22 protein-coding genes are annotated in these 24,448 nt (G+C 33.3%); 15 read left to right on the top strand and 7 right to left on the bottom strand.

The genetic code is table 11. From position 1 onward, the window contains the following. Positions 1–20 precede the first annotated feature (20 nt). Together ACQUQZ_RS18785 and ACQUQZ_RS18780 are read right to left on the bottom strand one after the other, a co-directional pair. On the bottom strand, positions 21–2,567 hold the full coding sequence (locus ACQUQZ_RS18785; protein WP_435356625.1) for a YbcC family protein: 2,547 nt from the start codon (positions 2,565–2,567) through the stop codon (positions 21–23). 181 nt (positions 2,568–2,748) lie between these two features. Continuing rightward, a complete protein-coding gene (locus tag ACQUQZ_RS18780; RefSeq protein WP_435356624.1) occupies positions 2,749–3,081 on the bottom strand; it encodes a hypothetical protein in 333 nt (110 codons plus the stop codon). Positions 3,082–3,302: 221 nt separating this feature from the next. On the opposite strand from ACQUQZ_RS18780, the gene pafA reads away from it, so the two are divergent. Both pafA and ACQUQZ_RS18770 read left to right on the top strand, forming a co-directional pair. Continuing rightward, positions 3,303–5,003, top strand: coding sequence for an alkaline phosphatase PafA (gene pafA, locus ACQUQZ_RS18775; protein WP_435356623.1), 1,701 nt, complete (start codon positions 3,303–3,305; stop codon positions 5,001–5,003). Positions 5,004–5,140: 137 nt separating this feature from the next. After that, on the top strand, positions 5,141–5,458 hold the full coding sequence (locus ACQUQZ_RS18770; protein ID WP_435356622.1) for a hypothetical protein: 318 nt from the start codon (positions 5,141–5,143) through the stop codon (positions 5,456–5,458). 23 nt (positions 5,459–5,481) lie between these two features. On the opposite strand, the gene ACQUQZ_RS18765 is transcribed toward ACQUQZ_RS18770, so the two are convergent. Beyond that, positions 5,482–6,099 (bottom strand): NUMOD4 domain-containing protein, encoded by a 618-nt coding sequence (locus ACQUQZ_RS18765; RefSeq protein WP_435356621.1) that lies wholly within the window; start codon positions 6,097–6,099, stop codon positions 5,482–5,484. Positions 6,100–6,310: 211 nt separating this feature from the next. Further along, positions 6,311–7,777 carry a UDP-N-acetylmuramate--L-alanine ligase gene (locus ACQUQZ_RS18760; protein ID WP_435356620.1) on the bottom strand — a complete coding sequence of 489 codons (1,467 nt, stop codon included), beginning with the start codon at positions 7,775–7,777 and terminating at the stop codon, positions 6,311–6,313. A gap of 194 nt (positions 7,778–7,971) precedes the next feature. Between ACQUQZ_RS18760 and ACQUQZ_RS18755 the strand changes: the two genes are divergently transcribed. Together ACQUQZ_RS18755 and ACQUQZ_RS18750 are read left to right on the top strand one after the other, a co-directional pair. After that, positions 7,972–9,468, top strand: coding sequence for an arginine decarboxylase (locus tag ACQUQZ_RS18755; RefSeq protein ID WP_435356619.1), 1,497 nt, complete (start codon positions 7,972–7,974; stop codon positions 9,466–9,468). Between the two features lie 131 nt (positions 9,469–9,599). Beyond that, on the top strand, positions 9,600–9,725 hold the full coding sequence (locus ACQUQZ_RS18750; protein ID WP_435356618.1) for a hypothetical protein: 126 nt from the start codon (positions 9,600–9,602) through the stop codon (positions 9,723–9,725). A 5-nt stretch (positions 9,726–9,730) separates the two neighbouring features. On the opposite strand, the gene ACQUQZ_RS18745 is transcribed toward ACQUQZ_RS18750, so the two are convergent. Beyond that, positions 9,731–10,249 carry a D-glycero-alpha-D-manno-heptose-1,7-bisphosphate 7-phosphatase gene (locus ACQUQZ_RS18745; RefSeq protein WP_435356617.1) on the bottom strand — a complete coding sequence of 173 codons (519 nt, stop codon included), beginning with the start codon at positions 10,247–10,249 and terminating at the stop codon, positions 9,731–9,733. A 169-nt stretch (positions 10,250–10,418) separates the two neighbouring features. On the opposite strand from ACQUQZ_RS18745, the gene ACQUQZ_RS18740 reads away from it, so the two are divergent. The 6 genes from ACQUQZ_RS18740 (at position 10,419) to ACQUQZ_RS18715 (ending at position 16,018) form a co-directional block, all read left to right on the top strand. Further along, positions 10,419–11,258: a sterol desaturase family protein gene (locus ACQUQZ_RS18740; protein WP_435356616.1), complete on the top strand. Its 840-nt coding sequence runs from the start codon at positions 10,419–10,421 to the stop codon at positions 11,256–11,258. A 55-nt stretch (positions 11,259–11,313) separates the two neighbouring features. Then, on the top strand, positions 11,314–11,970 hold the full coding sequence (locus tag ACQUQZ_RS18735) for a Uma2 family endonuclease (RefSeq protein WP_435356615.1): 657 nt from the start codon (positions 11,314–11,316) through the stop codon (positions 11,968–11,970). A gap of 283 nt (positions 11,971–12,253) precedes the next feature. Further along, complete coding sequence (locus ACQUQZ_RS18730) at positions 12,254–12,493, top strand: phosphopantetheine-binding protein (RefSeq protein ID WP_435356614.1); 240 nt, start codon at positions 12,254–12,256, stop codon at positions 12,491–12,493. Beyond that, a complete protein-coding gene (locus tag ACQUQZ_RS18725; protein ID WP_435356613.1) occupies positions 12,469–13,707 on the top strand; it encodes a cytochrome P450 in 1,239 nt (412 codons plus the stop codon). Before ACQUQZ_RS18730 ends, ACQUQZ_RS18725 begins: the two co-directional genes overlap by 25 nt. A gap of 8 nt (positions 13,708–13,715) precedes the next feature. Beyond that, positions 13,716–15,074: an MBOAT family O-acyltransferase gene (locus ACQUQZ_RS18720; RefSeq protein WP_435356612.1), complete on the top strand. Its 1,359-nt coding sequence runs from the start codon at positions 13,716–13,718 to the stop codon at positions 15,072–15,074. Positions 15,075–15,076: 2 nt separating this feature from the next. Next, the gene (locus ACQUQZ_RS18715; RefSeq protein ID WP_435356611.1) at positions 15,077–16,018 is read left to right on the top strand and encodes a hypothetical protein; all 942 of its coding nucleotides are present in this window, start codon (positions 15,077–15,079) and stop codon (positions 16,016–16,018) included. Here ACQUQZ_RS18715 and ACQUQZ_RS18710 read toward each other — a convergent pair. Then, a complete protein-coding gene (locus tag ACQUQZ_RS18710) occupies positions 15,994–17,892 on the bottom strand; it encodes an AAA domain-containing protein (RefSeq protein WP_435356610.1) in 1,899 nt (632 codons plus the stop codon). The genes ACQUQZ_RS18715 and ACQUQZ_RS18710 overlap by 25 nt on opposite strands. A 57-nt stretch (positions 17,893–17,949) precedes the next feature. After that, positions 17,950–19,230 carry an acetyl-CoA hydrolase/transferase family protein gene (locus tag ACQUQZ_RS18705; protein ID WP_435356609.1) on the bottom strand — a complete coding sequence of 427 codons (1,281 nt, stop codon included), beginning with the start codon at positions 19,228–19,230 and terminating at the stop codon, positions 17,950–17,952. Positions 19,231–19,587: 357 nt separating this feature from the next. Here ACQUQZ_RS18705 and ACQUQZ_RS18700 point away from each other — a divergent pair, with 357 nt between their 5' ends. From ACQUQZ_RS18700 to ACQUQZ_RS18680, 5 genes are all read left to right on the top strand, one after another. Beyond that, positions 19,588–20,670, top strand: coding sequence for a tyrosine-type recombinase/integrase (locus ACQUQZ_RS18700; RefSeq protein WP_435356608.1), 1,083 nt, complete (start codon positions 19,588–19,590; stop codon positions 20,668–20,670). Positions 20,671–20,699: 29 nt separating this feature from the next. Further along, a complete protein-coding gene (locus ACQUQZ_RS18695) occupies positions 20,700–21,611 on the top strand; it encodes a hypothetical protein (protein ID WP_435356607.1) in 912 nt (303 codons plus the stop codon). Positions 21,612–21,743: 132 nt separating this feature from the next. Beyond that, positions 21,744–22,085, top strand: coding sequence for a helix-turn-helix domain-containing protein (locus ACQUQZ_RS18690; protein WP_435356606.1), 342 nt, complete (start codon positions 21,744–21,746; stop codon positions 22,083–22,085). Further along, entirely contained in the window at positions 22,066–22,356 is a 291-nt protein-coding gene (locus tag ACQUQZ_RS18685) for a hypothetical protein (protein ID WP_435356605.1), read from the top strand. Before ACQUQZ_RS18690 ends, ACQUQZ_RS18685 begins: the two co-directional genes overlap by 20 nt. Beyond that, positions 22,349–24,418, top strand: a complete 2,070-nt coding sequence (locus tag ACQUQZ_RS18680) for a toprim domain-containing protein (RefSeq protein WP_435356604.1) — start codon at positions 22,349–22,351, stop codon at positions 24,416–24,418. The genes ACQUQZ_RS18685 and ACQUQZ_RS18680 overlap by 8 nt, the downstream gene beginning before the upstream one ends. The last annotated feature ends 30 nt before the right edge of the window (positions 24,419–24,448 follow it).

Here is a 24,448-nt window from a genome sequence, read left to right as displayed (position 1 = left end):
TTTACGCTTTAAACAAAGTATTACTTGATTAAATAAACAGGAAAGTTTTCTTGGTGTGATTCTAATAAAGTAGCAATATCATGCACCGAATCAAGTGATTTTTGGAGCGGTTGATAAATGCTGAAACCACCATTTTTGAAATAATAAAGCTCTCGTGTTTCAGGATTTACAACCATTAAATGAATCCATTCATTTTGAAACCACTCATACGTTTGTTCTGATTTTTTTATTGATGCCAACACAACCTCAGGGAAATGCTCAACAATGACCATTAAACGAATAGGATCGTGTACTTCAATCATTTGGCTTGGTAAGCCAGGTCTTAAATCTCCATCAATACCATTGGCTACACCAAAAAGTCCCATCACATTGTGTGGAAGTTTTGAGCCAGCTCCTAATTTATGGTTATCAACTCTTGAAAAATAATATTCAAGATTGATACCACCACACACTGGAGCAACAGCATTCATGATATTTACAAGGTATTTTCCTTCGGGGTCAACTTGATAGTCGAACGAATTCATAAATGAACGTCGGTCTAAAAATAAACCTTTCGACAACTCTCTTTTCCCAACTATACAAAGGGCATTTGTGGCATGATTTAGCTCAGGACGAGGCTCAAATAATGAGACAGCTCTTGTTCGTATTTGCTCATGAATTTGCTCAGGACTTAGTTTTGTGTCAATAGATTCAAATCTTCTTGATCGTTCTTTTGCGTTGAAATCTAAGGATTTGGTAAAAAGTGCTTCGTTTTTTGCATGATTTTTTTGGTTTTCCGAAGTAAGAATTTCCAAATCATAAAATGCAATTTCATCTCTGGTTGTATCGTGCAACGAACCAATAAACTGTGTTTTTGAGGGAATATCAATACCTTTTGTACGCAAGATTTCTCTGACTTTTGGATGATTTGCCATAAAGCTAATGACTCTTGCATTAACAGACCCTGGTCTGCCCGAACACGCACCGCAGTCGTATCCTGCGTAATGGGTGTTATTCACACTGCTTGCTCCGTGTCCAACCACATAAACAATTGGAGCAAAGTCTTTCACTAAACCAATGCTATTCAAAAGGTTTTCAACCCTTTGTACCATTTCAGGAACGGTGAAACCTACTTGTAGGTCAAATTCTCTATGATTTGGATCGGTATTTTCAATAGAGAGAACCGATGCTTTATCCATGTGCCTAAATGATGAAACAGAAGCTGTACTCATTGAAGGCCTGAAAATATTTAGGAATAAACGGAAAGCCGACCAAAAACCAAGCGTTTGAGAAATAAGCCAACCACTGAAAAGTGCATGGCTTTGTTTTCTAAAATGTATGTCTTGTTGCTTTTTTGACTTACCAATTACCGATTCATTAGAAAGTTCTTTGATTAAATATTTGGGTGTTACAGGAGCGGGGCATTGTTTGGTATAAGAATTGGCAAATTCTGGTTGAAAAAAGAATTCAACTCCAAAGAAACCTGCAGTTCCGAAGGTTTCACAGTTTTCATCAAACTTTTCAAGATAACGTCGCAATGAGCATTCTCTGTCATCAATACAAAACAATGCTTGAAAACTTTGTTCTTGTGTTTGGCGTCTATCACCCAAATTTCGTTCGGTTGGGAGCGTTTCTTTAATTCCTGCAAATACTTGGTCATAGTAGCTCCACTCAAAAGCATCTTGCCAAATATTAAGTACCTCGTGAAGTTGGGTTTTTGGTACATTTGCAAAAAGATCATCGGCTTTGCCTTCAATATCTCCAACGGCAATTGGAACCCATTTTTCACCAAACTTATTATCAAGAGCATCAATTTCAAGTAGAAGTTCAAATACTATCAATTCATGGATTGAAATTTTCTTTGTATCTAAAAGCGTCTGAGGAAAATCTTCTATGGCAGATACAATTCCCGACCAGCCTTGATGAGCAAATTGTTGGTCAAAAATATATTGTTTGTAAAGCGATTCATCGCCAACGACAATTTTTAGTAATTCCTCAATTTTATAATCACCTTTAAGAAGAAGATCTTTTGCTCTCTGGGTTTTAAAGAAACTTGTGAAAGTATTCAATTCCATTTCTCGAAGTGAATCAAGAAAACCTTTATGCGAAACAGGGAATCCCCAAATGGCAATACCTTGATCAAGATAACTGCATAAAATGCGAAACAAAATTGGATGAACTAATAAATCTAAGTCAATATAATATTTCTTTTTCCAATTAGCTCTTAATTGACCAATTCTTGGCTGATTCGATTCATCATATTTGCCATAAAGTGCTTTTGCTTTCCATTCTTCAAGTAATTCCACTCCTTTTTTTTCTGAAATTATCTTGTCTAAAATCAAAGGGTTGATACGTTTTGTATCGTATAGTGATCTATACTCTTCGAGTGAGAGCGAGACCTTATATCCAAATATTTTTGAAGCATTACGAATGGCATCATAAAATTTGAGATTCTGAAAAGCATGTAATGTATTATGATGAACAAAGTCTTTTAGCGGAGCTTGTGCTGGCAAAAAATGCTTCAAATCATGCAATACTTCATGTTCATCAAACTGTGGCGACAATTTTTCTGAATTGTGTGCTTTCATAAAAGTTATAGTTTTATTGACAGAAATATAAATACCGTTTTTTGATAAAATGATTAATATTTAGCCATTTTAGATACAATAAATCTAATAGCCATCATATAAATAATACTACCAAAAATTTTAATGAGGAGTGGAGATTTGTTCAAAACAAATAAGCAAAACTGGGAATATTTGAGGAGTATCAAATACGAAAATTGGAATAAAGCCTATATAGCTGTTGATCAGAATTGAGTTGTGGAGAATATACCCAACTGATATTATTTCTTTGTACGAGTAAAGAAGAGAAGATATCTTCAAAATTGAAACTTAATTTCTCAGTAACTATTGGTGTAGAATCATGTTCTGATTCTTTTTTTTCGGTCAATTCTTCATCAAAAGATGCTATATTGACAGCGTTTTGGTACTCTTTAAGATGTGTACTTTTAGTGTCTGATGCAAACATAGCTTTGCCATCGCCTATTGGAAAGGCAAGGAGCTTAAAGCTAATCAATATCAAGACAAAAAAAGTTTTCATATTTTTTTTTGATTTCCCGAGTAATAATAAAATACTCTTTGAGATTTCTTTTCACAAGATTACTACTTTTGAGCAAAACAAAACAAAATTGGGGGGTTAAAATTCAATTAAAGTTGTACTATTCCGTGATTATTCCAATAAAATATTGAAATCAGTACAAATACATCTCTCATATTAAGGCGTTTTTATCTAATTTTTTAATTAATTAATCTTGTTTACCAATGATTTCAAAAGAAGATAACTATTTTTGGACCATCAATCATCTTTCAAACATCAATATGAAATATCTATCTTATTTGTTTCTCTTAATAATTCTACCACTGAGCGGCACTCCGCTTTTTGCACAAAAAAATAAAAATATCGTTTATGCCGCTAAACCAAAATTGGTTTTGGGAATCATGATTGACCAAATGCGTTATGACTATCTCTATCGTTATTATGCTAAGTATAGCGAAGGTGGCTTTAAAAGATTGATGAATCAAGGCTTTAATTGCAAAAACAACCATTATCATTATGCAAGTACCATTACTGGTCCTGGACACGCTGCTGTTTATACTGGCTCAATTCCTGCAGTAAATGGGATCATTGGCAATGAGTGGTATGATCCTTTGGCAAATCGCTCAGTTTATGTAGCCGAAGATACAACTGCTCGTGCCGTTGGGACTGAAGCCACGGCCACTGAAGGCAAGCGTTCACCTGTAAATATGCACACAAGTACCATAACCGATCAACTCAAATTAGCAACTTCATTTCGATCAAAAGTTATCGGGATTGCTGTAAAAGATAGAGGTGGTATTTTACCTGCAGGTCACTCAGCAGATGCTGCTTATTGGTTTGATTCTAAATCGGGCAACTGGATTAGTAGTACTTATTACATGAAAGAATTGCCTAAATGGTTACAAGATTTTAATGCACAAAAACTGCCAGAAAAATTAATGGCAAAAAAGTGGGAAACGCTACTGCCAATTGAGCAATATACCGAAAGTGAAGAAGATAATCAGGAATATGAAAATGTTTTGTCTGGAGAAAAATTACCAGTTTTTCCTCATACTGTCAGTAATAATGGTGCTTTATTGACTTCGCCTTATGGGAATACCATTACCAAAGAATTGACTTTGGCAACGCTAAAAAATGAGGCGATGGGGAAAGGAAAAGAAACTGATTTCTTGTGTGTAAGTTTCTCAACACCCGACTATGTTGGTCATGCAACAGGCACTCATTCGATAGAGATTGAAGATACATACCTTCGCCTTGATCGTGATATTGCTGAGATTCTTAATAACTTAGATGCTACTTTAGGGAAAAACAATTATTTGGTTTTCTTAACCGCTGATCACGGAGTGACCGATATTGCAGGTTTCTTGAAAAAGCATAAAATTCCATCAGGGGTATTAGAACTGACAAAGGAAATTAACTATTTGAATGGGCAAATGGTAGAAAAATTTGGTGAAGGAAAATGGATAAAAGCACAAGACAATTATCAGTTATATCTTGATCACGAATTGATGGCAAAGAAGAATGTTACTATGTCGCAAGTATATGATTTGGTAAAAGAAAAGATGTTTGTACTCGGTTCTTCTATTTACCAAGTCGTCAATTTACATGACATCAATTCAGCTTCAATTCCACCGTTTTATAAGCCACTCATTGAGAATATTTATAATCCAAAACGTAGTGGAGATATCATGCTTTTGTTTGAACCTTCGTGGTATAGTGGCTCTAAAAAAGGAACAACACATGGCACAATGTGGCAAAGCGACCGCCATGTACCTTTACTTTGGTATGGCTGGAAAATACCTCAAGGCGAAACCGTCGAACAAACGTATATTTCAGATATTGCAGCTACTTTGGCAGCTTTATTGAATATCTTAGAGCCAAATGGCTGTGTTGGGAAGCCAATAAAAGATATTTTTGTGAAATAGGTGTTAGGAATTAGGTGTTAGGGAGTAGGAATAAGGTTTTGAGAAGTAAGTATTTTTTTAGTATATTATTCTCAAAACTTTCGCCTAATATCTCTATTCTTAAATCCACCCTTACCTAAATCCTAATACCAAAAAAAATGATATTAATTAAAGGAATTCCATTCAAAAAAATACAAGGAATTACGCTTTTTCCATTTATTATCGTAAAACCAAAAATGCCGAGTATGGTTTTGCTCAATCATGAGCGAATCCATATTCGGCAACAGTTGGAATTATTGATCATACCTTTTTATATATGGTATTTATCGGAATGGCTATATCACTTTAGCAAATGCCGTCATACTTGGATAGCTTATCGAAGAATCAGTTTTGAGCGTGAAGCATACGATAATGAAACCGATTTCACCTACTTAAAAAACAGAAAAATTTGGGGCTTTTGGAAGTATATGAAATAAGTTGATGGCTATCTTATTATTTATCAAATCTTTACATTTGCCCAGTTTTTTCCAGTTTTCAAGCGATAAATAGCCATTTCAGATAAACCAAACTGTTTTGCTAAAATAGATTGTTTAGTTTTTCCTTCCGCAATTTTCTTTTTGATAAGTCTTACTTTTTCAACAGTCAATTTTTGACCTTTTGTCCTTTCTTTATAAAATGGACTCTTTTTTAAATGAGCCAAGGCATCATCAAGCGTTCCCCACTTCAAATTTGTTACTTGATTATTGGCTTTATCGTGATCAATGTGTAGAACTTTTACATGATCAGGATCAGTTTTTTCCATAAAGTTCTCAGCAACGAGGTAGTGGACTGGATAAGACTGATTTTCAGAGATGGTTTTACCATTTTCGTCTTTGAAATATTTTTTCAGCGAAATTTTCAGACCACTTTTTAAATCACCAAGTGACAATTTCAAGAGATACCCATCTTTATTAATATCTGTATAAAACGATGCTACCCTCCCCATATTGGACACCATATATCGTCTTTTTTGGCCTTCTGGAAAAAATTCTTTCCAAATTTCAGAGGGGTATGAATTAAATCTAATAGTTGCCCTTATCGGGGGTATTCTTTTTTTTACTTCCTGATTTTTTTCCATTTGGTATAAATTTAATATTCATCATTAATGAATAAAAAACCTTTTTACAGTCATTAGCAAAAAGTTGCTCAATTATTTTCAAAATTCAAGTTACGACTTGTTTTTGATTTTGATGATAAAATTATGTTTTAAAAAATGATTTTACCTGAAAAAGACTTTTAAACTATAATTTTATCATCAGTAGTACTATGGCTATTGAAAAGTTTTATTTTTATTCAAATGCTTTCTTAAATTGTGAAAGCAAGCCTGACCATGAATTGTCTTCTTTTACTTGCGAAATAACCTTTACTTTCGGGAATTCTTCTTGGACATCCTTAGCCAAAACATCGGCTGCTAACTTTGCTAAATCAATGCCTCCAAATGTTCCAGAAGACATCATTAAAAGGTTAGTTTGATACCAGTTTTGACTTAATAAAAAGTCAATAAGTTGTTGACTATCAGTAAATACAAGCAAGTTTTTGTCCCCAAAAGCCTTTTTAATATCTTCTGGCGAAATCATCGCCAAGCGTTTCATTTCAAGGGTATGTGGCGAATAAAAGACAATAGACAAATCAGCATCGTCCATTTTATGCTCGTATTGTGGCAAGAAATCTTTATTTAAGCTACTAAAAGTATGCAATTCGTAGCAGGCAATCAATCGACGACTTGGGTACAAAGATTTGGTAGCATTGGTGGTAGCTTCAAGTTTTGAAGGTGCATGAGCAAAATCTTTATAAATCAATGTATTGGTATTTTCACCCAGCTTTTCCAAACGCTTTGATGCTCCAGTAAAATGTTGGATTGCTATATAAAATTCTTCATCACTTATTCCCAAACGGTCAAGAATGAGTCTTGCACCATTCAAATTTTTCATATTATGCTCTCCAAAAATCTCTAATGGTACGTCGCCTTTGCTGGTTAATAATACACATTTGCCATTTTCGACTTTGTACGGATGAGCTTTATAAGGAAACTTAGCCACATCAGCACGGTCTTTTTCCCCAATAACTTTGGCAATGTCATCGGTTTCATCATAAATGATGCTTCCTGCTTTTGGCAAACCATCGGCCAATTCTTCAAAAGTTTGTACATAACTCTCGAAAGTTGGGAAAATATTAAAATGGTCCCAAGCTACGCCACTAATCAAACAAATATGTGGGTGATAAAATAAAAATTTTGATTTGAGATGAATTTTTGATTCTGGATATTCATCACCTTCGATGATAATAACTGGTGAATCATCATTGAGTTCGACCATTATATCAAAGCCTTCAATTTGAGCACCAACCAAATAATCAAATTTTCGTTTATAAAACTTTAAAACATGAAGAATGATGCTTGTAATGCTTGTTTTGCCATGACTTCCTGCAATTACCACTCTTTGTTTATTAAGGCTTTGCTCATAAATATATTCTGGGAAAGAGTATATTTTTAGACCAAGCTCTTGTGCTTTTGCCAACTCCGGATTATCAACAAAGGCGTGCATCCCCAAAATCACGGCATCTAAATCGGCAGTTATTTTTTCAGGAAACCAACCTAATTCAGTAGGTAAGATACCTACTGCAGCCAAGCGGCTTTTCGATGGGTCATTGATTTCATCATCTGAACCAGTAACTTGATAACCCTTTTTGTGTAAGGCAAGTGCAAGGTTGTGCATCACAGCACCACCAACAGCTATAAAATGTATTTTTTTGCTCATAAAGAAAAGCTAGTAGCCTTTAGCGTTTGGCTTTTAAATTTTTATAGAAAACTTTCGTTTCTCTAATGGAGGGAAACGTTTTTTAGCTAAATGCTAATAGCTAATTGCTAAAAGCCAAAAGAAGCTAATAATTTCATTGCAAAGTTCTTAATTTAATATGACATTTGCACATATTTTTCAATTTTACACTTAATATGAAACGTTACATAGATCTAATCGAACAAACATTTGAGTTTCCAACTCGTGAATTTGGTGTCGATGATAGCCATACACTCCTTTTTAACAACGTTCGCCTAACTGATATTATCAAGCAATATGGTACACCGCTTAAGATAAGCTATTTGCCAAAAATAGCAGAGCATATTGACAATGCCAAATTGCTTTTCAGAAATGCGATGAAAAAGTATAATTATAAAGGCAATTATACGTATTGTTATTGTACAAAGTCATCACATTTTAAATTTGTGATCGAAACTGCCTTGAAAAGTAATGTGCATTTAGAAACTTCGTCGGCTTTTGATATCAATATCATCAGAGCTTTGTATGAAGATGGAAAAATAAATAAAAATACTTATATCATTTCAAATGGATATAAGCGTCCGAAGTATTTAGAGGATATTTCGGCTTTGCATAACGATGGCTTTGTAAACTGTATTCCAATTTTGGATAATCTGAAAGAAATTGATTATTATCTCGAAAATTCTACCGCCGAAACTGTAAGTGTTGGCATAAGAATTGCAACTGATGAAGAACCAAACTTTGCTTTTTATACCTCACGTTTGGGTGTGCGTTATAATGATATTAATAGCTTGTATTTAGAGAAAATAAAGCCAAATTCTCGCTTTAAACTCAAAATGTTGCACTTTTTTATCAACGCAGGTATCAAAGACAATGCTTATTATTGGTCTGAGCTTACTCGTTTTATGTTCAAGTATTGCGAGATGAAGAAACTTTGTCCAGAACTTGATTCGATTGATATTGGTGGAGGTTTGCCGATTCAAACATCATTGGTTTTTAATTATGATTATCAAGCAATGATTGATGAAATTATAGAAAATATTCAGTGGATTTGTAATAAAAATAACGTACCAGTTCCACATATTTTTACAGAGTTTGGTAGTTATACTGTGGGTGAAAGTGGGGCAGTTATTTACAAGGTAATTGATAAAAAACAGCAAAATGACCGTGAGTTATGGTACATGATTGATGGCTCATTTATTACACAATTGCCAGATTCTTGGGGAATTGGTCAGAAATATATCATGATGCCTGTCAATAACTGGGATAGTCCTTATGAAAAAGTAAATTTGGGAGGATTGACCTGTGATTCTGCTGATTTTTATAATACAGAGGCTCACTCAGAAGACTTATATTTACCAGTTTTTGACATTGACAACGAAGACCAATATATTGGATTTTTCCATACAGGAGCTTACCAAGAATCTTTGGGTGGCTACGGTGGTATTCAACATTGTTTGATTCCAGCTCCACAGCACGTTTTGGTTAATTTGGATGATGAAGGAAATATTACGACCGAATTGTTTTCACCCGAACAAGACAGTGACTCAATGATGAAAATTTTAGGTTATAAGTCAGATAAAAAAACAGAGCCACAAAAATTGATCAATAATAGTATTAGCAAAAAGAGCAAAAAGACCACAGAAGAGTTACAGGAAGAGGCGGTGCTATAAAATAAATTTTGCGATATTTGCGTTTAGAAATTAAACATTGTGAACTTGAAAAAAATTACTCATGTCCTGATTCTTTCGATAGACTCAGGACATGAATAAAGATATTAAAACAACCAATAAAATATTTACTAATGAAGTCTAAATTATTGATATTAAGCCTTTTGATGATTGTAGGAATGGCATCATGTCGCCGTCAACAATGCCCTGCTTATGGCAAAGTTGCTCCGAAAACACCTGTAGAAAAAAGACACGCTTGATTTTACTATATTGAGTTAGTAATAAATTTTGAAGCTTCCAACAGACTGCCAAATTGCCAGTCGGCTAAATCGGTTGTTTCTTTACCTCCCGTAATGTGAATTGTTTTTACACCAGCTTTTTTTCCTGCTTTTACGTCACGCTCGGCATCACCAATCATAAATGACTGGGTAGAATCTATATGGTATTTTGCCATCGCTTTTTCAAGCATGAGCGAATCAGGTTTACGAAGAAGCGAATCTGAAGTATATTTTGGATGATGTTTGGCAAAATAAAGGTCGTCAATAATGCCACCACATTTATTTTGAAGAATATTGTGTAAATCCCTGACAAGGCTTTCGGTGTACATTCCTTTGGCTATTCCAGCTTGATTTGTTACTACGATGAGTAAATAACCTGCGTTTTTTAATAAAACCAGTCCTTCAACTACGCCATCTCGAATCACAAAATCTTCCTCACGACTTACATAGTCATGCTGTTCTTCATTTAATACACCGTCACGATCAAGGAAAACACATTTTTTCATGTAAAATCAATTAAACACCTTCAAAAAAACTAAAATAGATAAACAAAAGTTATTATATCACAAATTAAAGAAAAAATATAAATATTTGTAATTTTTTCGCATAAAAAAAATATTAATATCTCGTTCTTCTCTCTAACTTTATGCCAAGAAACTAAAAACCTATAAACTTATGCAACAAATAGTAGATTATTTTGCAACGATACCTTCATTGCACCGAAGTATTATTTTAGTTGGTGGAATTGCTTTTTTTTGGATGGTGGAATACGCAGTTCCGTTGTTCAATTTTAAATACAACAAAATTCAACATGCAGGAATCAATATTTTCTTTACCATTACTTCAATTATTGTCAATTTTGCTTTGGCCTTTATTTTACTTAAATCGGCTGATTGGGCTGTACAAAATCACTTTGGCATTCTACAATGGTTGCCCGAAATGCCGCTTTGGGCTTTTACAATTGTAGGATTACTATTATTAGATTTGATAGGGGCGTGGTTTGTACATTGGACAGAACATAAAGTGAAATGGATGTGGAAATTTCATTTGGTACATCATTCGGACACAAACGTGGACACAACCTCGGCCAATCGCCATCACCCAGGCGAAAGTGTTTTTCGTTTTATCTTTACGACAATGGGTATTGTAATAGCAGGAGCTCCGATGTGGATGGTTTTTATGTATCAAGCGATTTCAGTATTACTTTCTCAGTTCAATCATGCTAATATTGTGATTCCTAAATGGCTAGACAATGCTATGAGTTGGGTGCTTGTTTCACCTGATATGCACAAAGTACATCATCATTATGTATTGCCTTATACAGACTCAAATTACGGAAATATCTTTTCGATTTGGGATAGAATTTTTGGGACATTTATGATTCTCGACCGTGACAAAATCATTTATGGCATTGATACACACATGAAACCTGAAGAAAATGCCCGATTGGGAAGTTTACTGAAAATCCCTTTTGAGCAATATCGTAAGCCAGTAGGGGTGAAGTTTGATGAGTAAAACTTTGGAAGTATTTGTGAAAATAACTAACTTAGTGCTATTAAAAAGCAAATGAATGTTCCACCAAAATCTTTTAGAACAGATCTTAGATTTACCTGATGCTCCTTTGTTGATTCAAGAAGTAAGTAGTAAATTGAATGAAGAGCGAGTACGTAGGGAGATATTCTATAACGAAATTGATGAATCAATGAAAGTTGAATTCATTAATGGTGAAATTGTTGTGCATTCACCTGTAATGAAAAGACATAATCAGGCTACAGGTTTGCTGTACAAATTATTGGATACCCACTGCTATAAATACAAGTTGGGTTTTGTAGGTTTTGAGAAAATAATGACAGTTTTTACTCGAAATGATTATGAACCAGATATTGTTTTTTTCGGAAATGAAAAAGCAAAAGATTTCAAGGAAGTTCAAACATTATTCCCTGTTCCTGATTTTGTGGTAGAAATTCTTTCAAAAAGTACAGCAAAGAATGATAGAGGGGTTAAATTTGATGATTATGAAACTCATAAAGTAGCTGAATATTGGATAATAGACCCTGATAGTGAGGTAATTGAGCAATATTTATTAAACGAAAAACGCTATGAATTAAATCTAAAATCGAGTAATGGAACGATTAAAAGTAGTGTGATAAAAGGCTTTGAAATCCCAATTCGGGCGATTTTTGATGAAAAACTGAATTTTGAAACTTTGCAGGATTTACTGAAATAAATGAAGGAGTCAATAAAATGATTAGTCTTATTTTATTGACTTTTTTCTTTTCTTATCTACCAAAAACTAAAATAAACCCAAGTCCCTTTAAAAAACAATAAAGTTATGTTGCTTAATGTGTGAACAAAAAGCTTTTTTAATAATAGATGTATGGCTATAAATGCCTTTCTTTTAAAAAGAAAAGCATAAGTATTGATGATTTTTTGAAAAGACAATCAATCTTTTTTTGAATTTATGCTACCTTTGTAAACGATCTAATTATCAAAAAATATAAATTAAAATAATGCCAAAAGAACAATTAGAAGACTGGTTCAAAGAAAACTTGGCCTCAGAATTAGCATTAAAACCACATCAAATTTCTCTCAATTCACCCATTGAAGATTACCGATTAGACTCTCTTTCTTCAGTTTCCCTTTCTTATTCATTAGAAGAATTTCTTGGTTATGAAATCGAACCTACAATATTTAATGAGTTTGAAACAGTAAACGAATTAATAGAATGGCTATTGAAGAAAAACAATTAATTAAATGGAACCCAACATCGAGCGAATATATCCAAGACCCTTATCCGCAATTTTCTAAATGTTTAGAATTTAACCCCGTTCAAAAAGGAAATTTTAGCGAGTGGATATTGTTTAGACACAGCGATATAAAGCAAATTTTACGTTCTGATGAGTTTTATACTACTGATTTATCTGGTTATTTTGAAATCAAAGAACCCATTATTTTTAAAAATACAGCACAATGTCCATACTTAGCCAAAAGCTCTAAAAAATGGTTAATGTATTTGAATGATGAGATGCATTTGATTGGTAGGGCCTTGTTAGAACAAACGTTAAAAGAGTACGATTATGATGAGATTGTGAGTACCAACGTTAAGCATTGGTTAGATCAAAATTTTAAGGATGAAAATTTGGATTTAGGGCATGTTGCTTCAATACTTCCCATTTTAATTTTTTCTTCATTTTATCAGCCAAATGATTTTAAAGATGTTTGGAATAATTATGAAAAACTTAGGAATACTTCCCATCATTTAGCAATGTCTCAGGGGATTTATGTTCCTATTAAAACATATCAAGCTATAAATAAAGAAGCAGAATGGCTTTTTGAGTTGATATCCGACGATTTTGATAACCCAGATTTACCTAAGAACTCATTTATTAGGCAAATTTGCAAGCATAATTCAGCATTGGCAAATCCTCTGTCTAAAGATGAACTTATCTCTCTTATTTCTTTAGTTTTTTTTGCATCCATTGAAACGACTGTGGATACTTTGACCATGAGTATGCTTGAGATGTTAAAACAACCTAAGTTACTTGATTTTATTGAAAAAGCCAACGAAAGACAAGTTAATGTTTTAGTCGAAGAGTTATTCCGTTTTGCCTCACCTCAACAATATACCATCAGGATTAATAAAAATCCGATTGAAATTGGAGGGCATGAAATCCCGAGTGGCTCGAAGCTTTTTTTGTGTTTAGCTTCTGCTAATAGAGACCCATCAGTATTTGAAAATGCCCAACAAATTGTTCCTGAAAGGGGATATAATCCACACTTAGCATTTGGAAGTGGCTCACATTCATGTATTGGTGCAAAATTAGCCCGTTTAGAACTTCGAGGATTATTAAAACCATTAGCTCTTTGCTTGAAAAAATATCGTTTGAGTGAACAGGATGAAGTAGTTTGGCAAAAATCGGTCTTTATGCGTGGTATCAAAAACTTGTATGTTACCAAGAAATAGAACATTCTATGTCAATCAATCTTTCGATTACGATAGTTATTGCCTTTATCGCTCTTGTAAGTGTTAGTATTCTACAAAAAAAAATAAAAGCATGGAGAATACTTTTATTTGGGAGCCTGATATTTTATGCTTTTAATGCTGGGTTAACTGGATTAATCTTTATTCTTTTTTACACTTTATTTGTTTTTTTTGCAGGAAAAAACGTTGAAAAAAAAGCTTTCAAAGCTCAGTATTTTGTACTTATTATCTGTACACTACTTCCACTTTTATTTTTAAAATTTTCTTTCTTATTTGTTCAAAATCGAACAAAAACGCTTGAAATACTTGGTATTTCATACATAACATTTAATGCTTTAAGTTATCTTTTTGACATTAAGAAGAGTTATATTGTGGCAGAAAATAGCTACGAACGCCTTCTACTATATTTAAGTTATTTTCCATACGTAAGTGCAGGACCTTTGCAACGGTATAAAAAAACTATCCGACAATTTACAGATAGAATCGAATTTTCAAATGAAAATTTCTCGGCGGGTTTTAGGTTAGTTTTGTGGGGTATATTTAAAAATCTTGTATTAGCTCAAAAGCTTAAGGTCGTTGTTGATAGAATTATGGATGAGCCAAGTACCTATCAAGGAATAATAGTATTGATAGGTGGACTGTTGTTTTTTTTACAACTTTATTGTGATTTTAGTTCTTATATAGATATTTATCAAGGTATTTCTCGCATTTTTGGGATTCGTCTCAATCCTAATTTTGGGAATCGAGTTTATTTGTCAAATTCAAGACAAAACTTTTGGAAAGGGTGGCATATTACACTAAATCATTGGTTTAGAGATTATTTCTTTTTTGCTATTGCAAAGAATATAAAGTCTAAAAACGCAAATAATATAGCTACTTTTATCACTTTTTTGCTCATTGGATTATGGCATGAAATATCTATTAAATTTTTGATTTGGTCAATACTTAATGCCACATGGATATTATTAGAAAGAAATTATCAACAATATTTTGAGGTTTTTTCAACTAATTTTAGAAAAATAGCTGGTGTTTTCTATCACTTAATTATTGCTGCTTTTCTTGCTATTTTTTTTAGGTCTAATGACTTTAAAAGCTCAATAAATGCACTATTTTTAAGTTCTAACTTTAGATTTTTGAATGAAACAACGTTAATAAAACAATTCATTTTTATACCACCTCTTTTCTTATTTATGGATTTTATCAATCGGAAAGCAAATCAACAAAGTATAGATGAATATATAGCGACACTTTCTTTCACAAAACGTTGGTTGATTTATATACTTTTGACCATTCTTATCCTTTTCTTTGGTTTAACTCCTCAACAGAATTTTTATTACACCCGTTTCTAAATATGCTTAGCTCAACAAAGCCATCTCTTTTGAAATTCACAAGCTATGTTTTTATAGTTGTTTTGTTTAGTATCGGATGTAGAACTGTCGTTAATATGATTAATACTGCTGATGAACTTAAAAAACAAATTGATTTTGCAAATAAATCACCAAAAATATATTTTGTTGGTACAAGTAGGGTTCGACGAAGTGTTAATACCGACCAATTGCAAAAAACGTTTAAATTGAAAGGAATTTATAACCTTGGATTATCTAAATCAAGTTTTTTGTATAACTACTTATTAGCAAAAAGACTTATTAAGATTTCTCCACCTCAAAGTACTATATTTATAGAACTTTGCAGCAGCCAACCAACTCCTCCAGTCTCCTATAAATATTTTTTTTCAGAAACTGATTGCATAAATTTATTGAAATTACATTTGACACTCAGTGAAAAAATTGAAAAAATAGATAACATAATATTTCATTTTCTGAGCTTAAAGGAATCAATCAAGATACTATTTGAATCAAATTTGACGCTTAAACCTGAAATAGGATATGTCAACGATTCTTCAATTTATAAAGGAAGTAATAAGACAGTTATTACTTTTCAAGAAATAGCAAATGTAAATAAAGAATTAAATCCTGTCCAGCATAAATATCTTCATTTCATTGAAGAATTAATTAATGAGGGTAAAGAAAATAATATTAATATCATTTTCTTTGTGCCTACAACGATTAAAGATATAAAAGAAAAAACGCTTACTTTTCCAATTTTCAATAAGATACTTCCTGAGAATAGATGGTTTTATTCACCTTTGTTTCTAAACAATATGAAAAAAAGAAGCTACTTGTTTGATGAGAACCATCTGAATAAGTATGGTGCTAAAATTTATACCGATGAATTAATAAAAAAAATAAGGACTATGGATAAATCCCCTTACATCCACTCCCAAGCACTCTGATAAGCTTCAATTTCCTGTGAAAAAGCAATGAAATCGGCATAAAAAGCTGAACTTGCCAGTGTAGCACTATCACCAATCACAACTAATTTCTTTCTGGCACGGGTCATGGCCACATTCATACGACGGATGTCAGACAAGAAGCCAATCGCTCCTTCGGCGTTGCTTCGAGTAAGACTTATATAGACAATATCTCGCTCTTGTCCTTGAAAACTATCAATGGTATTTACTGAAATCTTGCTAAGATAATCTTGTAAATCGGGTGAATGTTCGAGTTGCTCTTTTAGAATATTGATTTGCTGTTTATAAGGCGAAATAATAGCAATCGTTGGGAAGTTTTCTTTTGAAAAATATGTTTTTAACTCAGTCGTAAATAAACTTAAATGTTTGAATAAAAATGCTGCTTCTTCGGGGTTTGTCGAACTTGTACCGTCGAGTTTTTCATCGAAGCTGCATCCTGCTGTATCAATAAATAGTAATGGTAAATCATTATCAAAAAGCAAATGTTTAGCTACCGAATCATGGGCTTTTAGTTGATTATTATAGAAAACTTTTGAAGAATGTGCCATGATTTGCTCATTCATGCGGTATTGTTCTTCTAAAAGCGTAACCGCTTCGGGGTGAAGAGCTACACATTTTTCAAGCAAAGTAGTACTTAAACCATTTTTTGCTGCTTCGTTTGACTTAATCGTTGGTGATAATTGACAATGGTCACCAGCTAAGACTACTTTTTGAGCTTTTAGAATAGGAATCCAGCAGGCTGGTTCTAAGGCTTGTCCAGCTTCGTCAATTACTACTGTATGATATTTTAGGTTTCGGACTGTATAATGATTTGAACCAACCAAAGTTGCTGTTATCACCTGAGCTTTTGTAACTAAATCATTAATGATATACTGCTCGGTATTATCAACTTCCTTCATGATTTTATGAGCTTCTTCAAACAATAATTTTCGCTGATCACGCTCCGACTTTCCAAAATTTCGCTTGTATTTATGAGCCATGCTTTTGTATTCATTGGCTTGTTTTTTTAGCATTTTGGCATTTTTTATCATTGGATGTTCGGATATTTTACTATCTAAAGTTAATGACATCAAACGCTCGCTTACTCTTGCAGGGTTGCCTACTCTCAATACATTTAAGCCTTCTTCCGAAAGTTTCTCACTCAATAAATCTACTGCGGTATTACTTGGTGCAACAACCAAAATTTTAGCATTATCTTGCTTGATTAAAGCCTTGATGGCTTGTACCAAAGTAGTGGTTTTTCCAGTACCTGGAGGGCCATGAACGATGGCTAATTCAGTGGCTGACAGTATTTTGTCAACTGCATTGTTTTGGGAAGAATTGAGTTTTGGTAATGTGATTTTATATAAATCTTTATTAAATGTTGGCTGTCGTTCACCCGTTAAAATTTTTATTAAATTACCTTCAGGTTTTTCCGAAAGTTCATTAGCGAGCTTGAGAGCCGTTTGCATTTCATCATAAGAATTATCATCAAAAAGTACATCAATTCCTAATTTGCCATCACGAGCAAAATCAGGCAATTCATCGGTACGAAGTGTGATTTTTAATCTATTGCCATTTTGGTGCGTAATCGTGCCTTCAATACGATCTTTTTGTGGATCGTGGTTGCCAAAAAAAACGGCAGGCATCCCAGTACGTAATTGATGTGAAATATCTTGATGTGTAGTTCGTTCGACCTCGACTGTAATGTAATCTCCACGACTCATTTCTGAGCCTCTGATAGCAATTGGATACCAAGTTAGTCCATTGGCTCGACGCTCGGCAACAGATGATTGTTCGGTAAGTTTTTGATACTGAGCGTGGTCTTCCTCACGCTCAGTCTTAAGCAAATCAAGTAATTTTTTGAAATAATCCATACACAAAGGTACGGAATTTTTAAGAAGTGGGCATTTGTGCTTAGCAATAGTCAAATACTATTTGGAATAATTTTGCTTAAATCGTTCATAAGCAGCTTTAGCCAATGCTTCACGATGAGCAGGGTGAGCAATTTTGATGAGTTCTTTAGCTCTTTCTACTAAATTTTTTCCATAAAGATAAGCGATGCCGAATTCTGTTACAACATAATGCACATGGGCCCGAGTTGTTACTACCCCAGCTCCATCTTTCAGATGAGATACAATTTTAGATAAACCATTAGAAGTAGTTGCATTCAAGGCAATGATGGGTTTACCACCTTCTGAAAGTGCTGCCCCTCTGATAAAATCCATTTGCCCACCAACGCCTGAGTACATATAATCACCAATGCTATCGGCACAAATCTGACCTGTGATGTCAATTTCGATAGCACTATTAATAGCAGTTACTTTAGGGTTTTGGCGAATGATTGAAGTATCGTTCACATAGTCGACTCGCATCATTGTAACCAATGGATTATCATCAACAAAATCATACAAATCTTTTGTACCACAAAGAAATGTTGATACGATTTTGCCTTTGTTGCGTTTTTTGTATTTTCCAGTAATCACACCTTTCTCTATCAGAGGAATGATACCATCAGAAAACATTTCAGTATGAATACCTAAGTCTTTATGGTGTTCTAAAGCTGCCAAAACAGCATTTGGGATACTTCCGATGCCCATCTGTAGTGTGGCTCCATCTTCTACTAAAGATGCTACATTATTGCCAATTTTTTGCTGTTCAATGGTCGGATTTCCCCAAGAAACTTCGTGTAAAGGCTCATCAAAAGGAACGCCATAATGAATTCGACTGGTATGAATTTGGCTATCTCCCAGCGTACGAGGAATATATTTGTTGATTTGTGCAATGACAATATCGGCAGCATCAATGGCAGCCAAAGTGGCATCGACCGAAGTACCTAATGAACAAAAACCACTTTTTTCGGGTGGAGAAACTGAAATCAGTGCAACATTTAACTTAATAATATTCTGACGAAATAAACTTGGTATTTCAGACAAAAAAATGGGGATGTAGCTTCCTCGTCCTTCGGCAATTGCTTGACGAGTATTTTTTGCAATAAAAAATGCATTGGTATGAAATATACCAGCATATTCAGGTTTGGTGTAAGGAGCTTCGCCTTCGGTGTGAAGATGATATAAGCCAACATTTGTTAGAGAATCGGCTCTTTTTACTAAAATATCAGTTAAATGATGCGGAGTAGCAGCTACACTATGTACAAAAATGTTATCGCCTGACTTTACTAATTTAAGAGCTTCTTCGGCTGTGGTAATAAGCATAATAATCTGTGGGTAATTTTTATGCAAAGGAAGTGCTTTTTTGAGAAGCTTTGTATGATAATTGTCAGGAAAATGGAGATTTTAGGGAAAGTTACTAATTTTTGTCATTAATTTGTCACTAACGCAAAACACAAGTGTCTAAAAACACGTAAAGCCTTGATAATCAAGGCTTTACGGTTGTACCGAGGACGGGTACTAATTAGTGTGCATAAATAACTTATAATCAAATGTTTATATAATTTCATTTATTGAATTTCTACAATTTTTCTACAATTTCCTCCATTAGTTTCGTTTCTTCCACACTTTTTTTAACTTTACAAAGTGTAGAAAAACAAAGATAAAAAAACAGAATTAAAAATGGAAATACAATCTACCAAACAACGTATCTCTATAAAGGGAAAAATTACTTCTGATAATAAAGAGAGGCTCTATCTTGTATGGTATCAAAACAATAAACGTAAATGGGAATCAACAAATGAATTTCTTTTTATTACACCAAAAGGCGTACTTGAGAAGCAGCATAATAAAGAAGTAAAAATCAAAGTCGAAGCTCTTAGAAATGATAGAGAAAGACAGTTTTTTAATAATGAGATTGATGATATAGTAGAGCAAAAGAAAACAAAAAACCAAGACTTCTATACATATTTCGATAGTTATCTAAATAATTATAAGCAGAAAGATAAAAGAGTTATGCTGGCAGTTTATCAGCAGTTTAAAGAATTTGCACCACCACCACTTTCCACTAAGCAAGTTGATGAAACGCTGTGCCTTAAGTTCAAGTCCTACCTTGATAAAAAACTAAATGGTGAAACCCCTCACACATATTTTGCACGCTTCAAAAAATTTATAACGTACTCAAGTAAAGGTACAAATCGAATTTTCAAGCAAAACCCAACCGAAGATGTAAAAAATACAAAACAAGAGAAGAGTATAGAAAAAGATGTATTGAATATTGATGAGTTGAAATTACTAACAGCAAGCTATTGTGGTAATGAAAATGTAAAAAATGCTTTCTTATTTGCTTGTAATACAGGATTACGGTTCGTTGATATCAAAGCCTTAAAATGGAAATACATCAAGGGTGACTCATTGCAAATGAATCAAGCTAAAACAGATATAGCAGTCAACCTATTTTTGAATGCAAATGCAAAGAAATTTTTACCTGAGCGTAGAAACGATGATGATTTTGTATTTAATTTACCAAGCCACAATGCAACAATTAAGAATCTTGAGAACTGGGCAAAAGTATCAGGGGTGGATAAACACATCACATTCCATTGTGCAAGGCATACATTTGGAACTTTGTTAGCATTTTATGGAAGTGATGTTGCTACCGTAAGTAAACTCATGGGGCACACCTCGTTGAAACATACAATGAAGTATATAAGGATAGCCGATGAGATGAAAAAGAAGGCTGTGAACTCTATTCCTAATTATTAATTTTGCGATAAATTAACCCTATTCTTTTAATGGAAGAAAAACAATCAATAGATTTTCAATCTTTTTTAAAAGACACATATTTTGCCAATGCAGATATTTCTTTTAAAAGAATGAAGGAATTCTGTGAAAATCCTTCTGATACCATTGAAATTATTCTTTTTGATAATTCAATCATTCAAGAGTTAGATACATTTTTTCCTGTTTTGAATATAAGAGAAGTATTAGGCGTAAAATTTGATAAAATCTGTAGGTTGGCAGTTTCAAGAGTTTTGTATAATAAAATGGATAGCCTATTAAAAAAGAAATATCCAATTCTACTTTCAAATAAAATCGAACTTCTATTGATAGTCTGCTTGGGCATGTATGAAAATAATAAACCAAAATTTCACAATGCAGGTAAAATATCAAAAATTCAAAGCGAATTATCAAGATTAAAGAGATTACTCCAAGAGCAAGTTGAGCAAGAATTAGATTTTATAGACCCAGACTACTACAATAACGACGATGAGCCTAAAGAAGATGAGCCTAAAAAAGTTATCGTTTCTCATCATAAGTACATCATTGATAAAATTATAGTAGAACTAAAAGATGATGAAGGTAAATCAAAACCCATAAAAATGAACATTTATGATAAAAATGAGGATAGTTTACTTTGGGAAAAAGCAAAACTTGACATTTTTTTTATGGAGACATTTGAAAAAGCCTTAGACAAACTCAATGTAGCTTCGGAGTATAAAAAAATCAATACTAACCATTTATTTTGCCAACAATTTTTTAATTACATCAATAACTGTACAGCATACTCTACAATACAAGGCTATTCTGAAAGACAAATACTCTTATTGTTTACAGATATTTATGAAATGTCTGGTCACAAATTCCCAAAAACATCCGATAGAATAGAAATGGTTGAAAAATGGCTAAAACCTATCCATAAATAACTGATAATCAATGGGATAAAAACATTCAACATCCACACAAAAACTTCCCATTTTTTATATTCATTTTACTTTTTTTATATCACACTTTTGCATCGTCATTTGAGAAAATCATAGCCAAATGACAAAAAGATAATGCAAAATAATCTGGTGTTAACCACCCCCCAAGAACTCCAGACACTCATCACCGATGCAGTGAATGTAGCAGTTCGACAGATTTCTCTTCCGCAAAAAATTGACTCATTACCTGAATTTTTAACGATTCAGGAAGCCGCTGCTTTTTTGAATCTGGCAGTGCCAACGCTCTATTCGATGGTGAATCGAGGAGATATTTCTTATATAAAGAAAGCAAAAAAATTGTATTTTTTAAGAGAAAATCTCTCTATGTTTTTGCTGTCAGGGCAACGAGAAACAAAAAAATCAATTATTAAAAAATCATTAAAACTAAAAAAAAACAATGAAATTACACAGATATAGTTTCGCACACCTCGACAGATATGTCGCAACAGAGTTAAATATGTCAACTCTCAAATTTCGAATGATTTTAGAACGATACGGCATTACAAAAAGGGGTTGGGTAATGTATGAGTTTAAGTTGCGAGGTTTGATTGATAATGAGAAAATAACAAATAGTGAAACGGGAACAACTAAAGAAGTGTTGGTATTCTCTGATAAAGGGAAAAGATGGGTGAAAAAATTGATTCCATTGCTTGATTCCGATATTACAACTAGTGATTGGGTTGAATAGCCTCACAAAAGAAAATATTCTAAGCATTACTTACGGTGGCTTAGAAATTTTCAAGTTTTATGCCACTGAGTTTAAAGAAATCGGAAAAGCTTTTAATTCGCCTTTTCGCACTGATAAAAAACCATCGGTGAGCATTTTTAAATCAACCTCAGGAATATACTTATATAAGGATTTTGCAGAAGGGTTGGTTTTTAATGCGATAGATTTTGTGATGAAGCTGAAGAATATTGACTTTTATGTAGCAATGAGCCTAATAAATGATGACCTTATGTTAGGACTATCGAGTACGGAGCGGAAGGTTGAATTTGAAATCGGTGGTTCTTTCGACTACTGGAATGATTATGGCATAAGTAAGGAAGTATTAAGTAAATACAAGGTAGAGAGTTGGTTAGGATTTAAAACAAAAAATGGAAAACAAGTTTATTCAAATAAGTTAAATCCTATTTTTTCTTTTGAGATTGACGATAATTCCTACAAGATATATATGCCATTGGTAAAAGATAAAAAATTTAAACATCAATGGGTTGGGCAAAAGCCGAGCGGATATAATGGTGTTTTCGGTGTTTATCAATTACCTGAAAATTGTACTACGATATTAATTGTTGAGGGGTTGAAAGATTGTCTGGTTTCAAATGGTAATCTGAATGATGATGGAATTTGGTCTGTGGGCATTGATAATGTTTCTACCGAAATAAACGCTGAAACCTTGGAGTTACTGAAAAGTAAGTGCAGAAATTTGGTTTTGTGTTTAGATATTGATGGAAAAGGCTTGGAAGGAAGTAGTAAGAAGTCCCAAAGTTTGGGCATACGAAATTTTATTCTGCCATCAATATTGAAAGATTCTGGTGGGAAAGATATAGCCGATTGGTTTCAACTAAAATTGGATAAACAAGTACTCTTGAGTGAATTGGAAAAGGTTCTGGCAAGTCCAGAACCACCAATCATAAGAGAAAAAACTTTGAAAAGTACAATTTTGGTGAAGCTTTTGGAAAGTGAACAATTGATTTCAAAATATGCATCGGAAGAAATAGTTTATTCACCACCTCTGATAGTTTTGGGAGATACTCCAGTAGTTCGTAAGTGTACTATTAATCTGCTACAGGGAAAATATGGTAGTCATAAAACACGACTTGGAGAATTATTTTGTAGTTTATTGTTGAGTGAATCAAGTTGTTCGAGTGATTTTTTAGGTTTTCAAAAATCTGATAATGAGGTAGTTACGGTTTGTTATATTGATACTGAGAGAAATTTGAAAGAAGAGTTGCCGATGGGAATTCAATCAATCAAAAATAAATCTTGTATTGATAAATCTATTCAAACCTCAAACTTTAGATTTACCTCTATAAAAGCAATTAACAGGCATAAAAGGCTTGAGGCGGTGAAAGAGTTTATCAATGATGTAAAGTCAGAAACACAGAATCCGTTATTTGTTTTGTTGGATGTTGCAACCGATTGCGTTGGAGATTTTAATTCTGCATCAGAAAGCATGAAGTTGTTTGATTACTTAGGGAATCTATGCGATAACTATAACGCAACGTTTATGTTGATTCTTCATGAGAATCCTAACTCGGAGAAAGCTCGTGGACACACGGGAACGGAGGGAGGTAACAAGGCTTCATCAGTTATCCATATTGGATTTGAAAGGGATGCAAAAAATCAAGATACTGAACTCATAAAATTGAAATTCCTGAAGAGTAGAAGTGGTAAAAGACATGAGCCTTTGTATTTAGTTTATTCTGATATCGCAAAAGGTTTAATTTTAGCAGATAGAGAATTAGTAAGACAGAAGACGGCAGAACGTCGTCAGGTAGCAGATGTTGAGATGGTAGCTGAAAAAATAGGTGATATTTTTAAAGAAGCAACTATGGCTCAGCAAGAACTGATTGAAATATTAAAGATTGAATTTGAGTGTTCAGATAATACTTTGAAAGAAAGGTTGAAGGAAATCGAAGAACTACAAATTGAAATCACTAATATAAGGTCAGAGCCTTGTACGCTTAAAATTCATACCGCTGCTGGTAAGCCAACAAAATATGAATTAGTGGTACAAGATATTGAATAATAATTTTTTAATTACCCAACCATTACAAAC

The organism is Emticicia sp. SJ17W-69 (assembly GCF_051209875.1).
In the GTDB taxonomy this organism is placed as follows: domain Bacteria; phylum Bacteroidota; class Bacteroidia; order Cytophagales; family Spirosomataceae; genus Emticicia.
This window is presented reverse-complemented; position numbering and strand designations above follow the sequence as displayed.

Excerpts from the sequence above, each read along its gene's own strand:
- ACQUQZ_RS18785 (WP_435356625.1), bottom strand. The coding sequence starts at position 2,567 with ATGAAAGCACACAATTCAGAAAAATTGTCGCCACAGTTTGATGAACAT.
- ACQUQZ_RS18780 (WP_435356624.1), bottom strand. The coding sequence starts at position 3,081 with ATGAAAACTTTTTTTGTCTTGATATTGATTAGCTTTAAGCTCCTTGCC.
- pafA (WP_435356623.1), top strand. The coding sequence starts at position 3,303 with ATGATTTCAAAAGAAGATAACTATTTTTGGACCATCAATCATCTTTCA.
- ACQUQZ_RS18770 (WP_435356622.1), top strand. The coding sequence starts at position 5,141 with ATGATATTAATTAAAGGAATTCCATTCAAAAAAATACAAGGAATTACG.
- ACQUQZ_RS18765 (WP_435356621.1), bottom strand. The coding sequence starts at position 6,099 with ATGGAAAAAAATCAGGAAGTAAAAAAAAGAATACCCCCGATAAGGGCA.
- ACQUQZ_RS18760 (WP_435356620.1), bottom strand. The coding sequence starts at position 7,777 with ATGAGCAAAAAAATACATTTTATAGCTGTTGGTGGTGCTGTGATGCAC.
- ACQUQZ_RS18755 (WP_435356619.1), top strand. The coding sequence starts at position 7,972 with ATGAAACGTTACATAGATCTAATCGAACAAACATTTGAGTTTCCAACT.
- ACQUQZ_RS18750 (WP_435356618.1), top strand. The coding sequence starts at position 9,600 with ATGAAGTCTAAATTATTGATATTAAGCCTTTTGATGATTGTAGGAATG.
- ACQUQZ_RS18745 (WP_435356617.1), bottom strand. The coding sequence starts at position 10,249 with ATGAAAAAATGTGTTTTCCTTGATCGTGACGGTGTATTAAATGAAGAA.
- ACQUQZ_RS18740 (WP_435356616.1), top strand. The coding sequence starts at position 10,419 with ATGCAACAAATAGTAGATTATTTTGCAACGATACCTTCATTGCACCGA.
- ACQUQZ_RS18735 (WP_435356615.1), top strand. The coding sequence starts at position 11,314 with ATGTTCCACCAAAATCTTTTAGAACAGATCTTAGATTTACCTGATGCT.
- ACQUQZ_RS18730 (WP_435356614.1), top strand. The coding sequence starts at position 12,254 with ATGCCAAAAGAACAATTAGAAGACTGGTTCAAAGAAAACTTGGCCTCA.
- ACQUQZ_RS18725 (WP_435356613.1), top strand. The coding sequence starts at position 12,469 with ATGGCTATTGAAGAAAAACAATTAATTAAATGGAACCCAACATCGAGC.
- ACQUQZ_RS18720 (WP_435356612.1), top strand. The coding sequence starts at position 13,716 with ATGTCAATCAATCTTTCGATTACGATAGTTATTGCCTTTATCGCTCTT.
- ACQUQZ_RS18715 (WP_435356611.1), top strand. The coding sequence starts at position 15,077 with ATGCTTAGCTCAACAAAGCCATCTCTTTTGAAATTCACAAGCTATGTT.
- ACQUQZ_RS18710 (WP_435356610.1), bottom strand. The coding sequence starts at position 17,892 with ATGGATTATTTCAAAAAATTACTTGATTTGCTTAAGACTGAGCGTGAG.
- ACQUQZ_RS18705 (WP_435356609.1), bottom strand. The coding sequence starts at position 19,230 with ATGCTTATTACCACAGCCGAAGAAGCTCTTAAATTAGTAAAGTCAGGC.
- ACQUQZ_RS18700 (WP_435356608.1), top strand. The coding sequence starts at position 19,588 with ATGGAAATACAATCTACCAAACAACGTATCTCTATAAAGGGAAAAATT.
- ACQUQZ_RS18695 (WP_435356607.1), top strand. The coding sequence starts at position 20,700 with ATGGAAGAAAAACAATCAATAGATTTTCAATCTTTTTTAAAAGACACA.
- ACQUQZ_RS18690 (WP_435356606.1), top strand. The coding sequence starts at position 21,744 with ATGCAAAATAATCTGGTGTTAACCACCCCCCAAGAACTCCAGACACTC.
- ACQUQZ_RS18685 (WP_435356605.1), top strand. The coding sequence starts at position 22,066 with ATGAAATTACACAGATATAGTTTCGCACACCTCGACAGATATGTCGCA.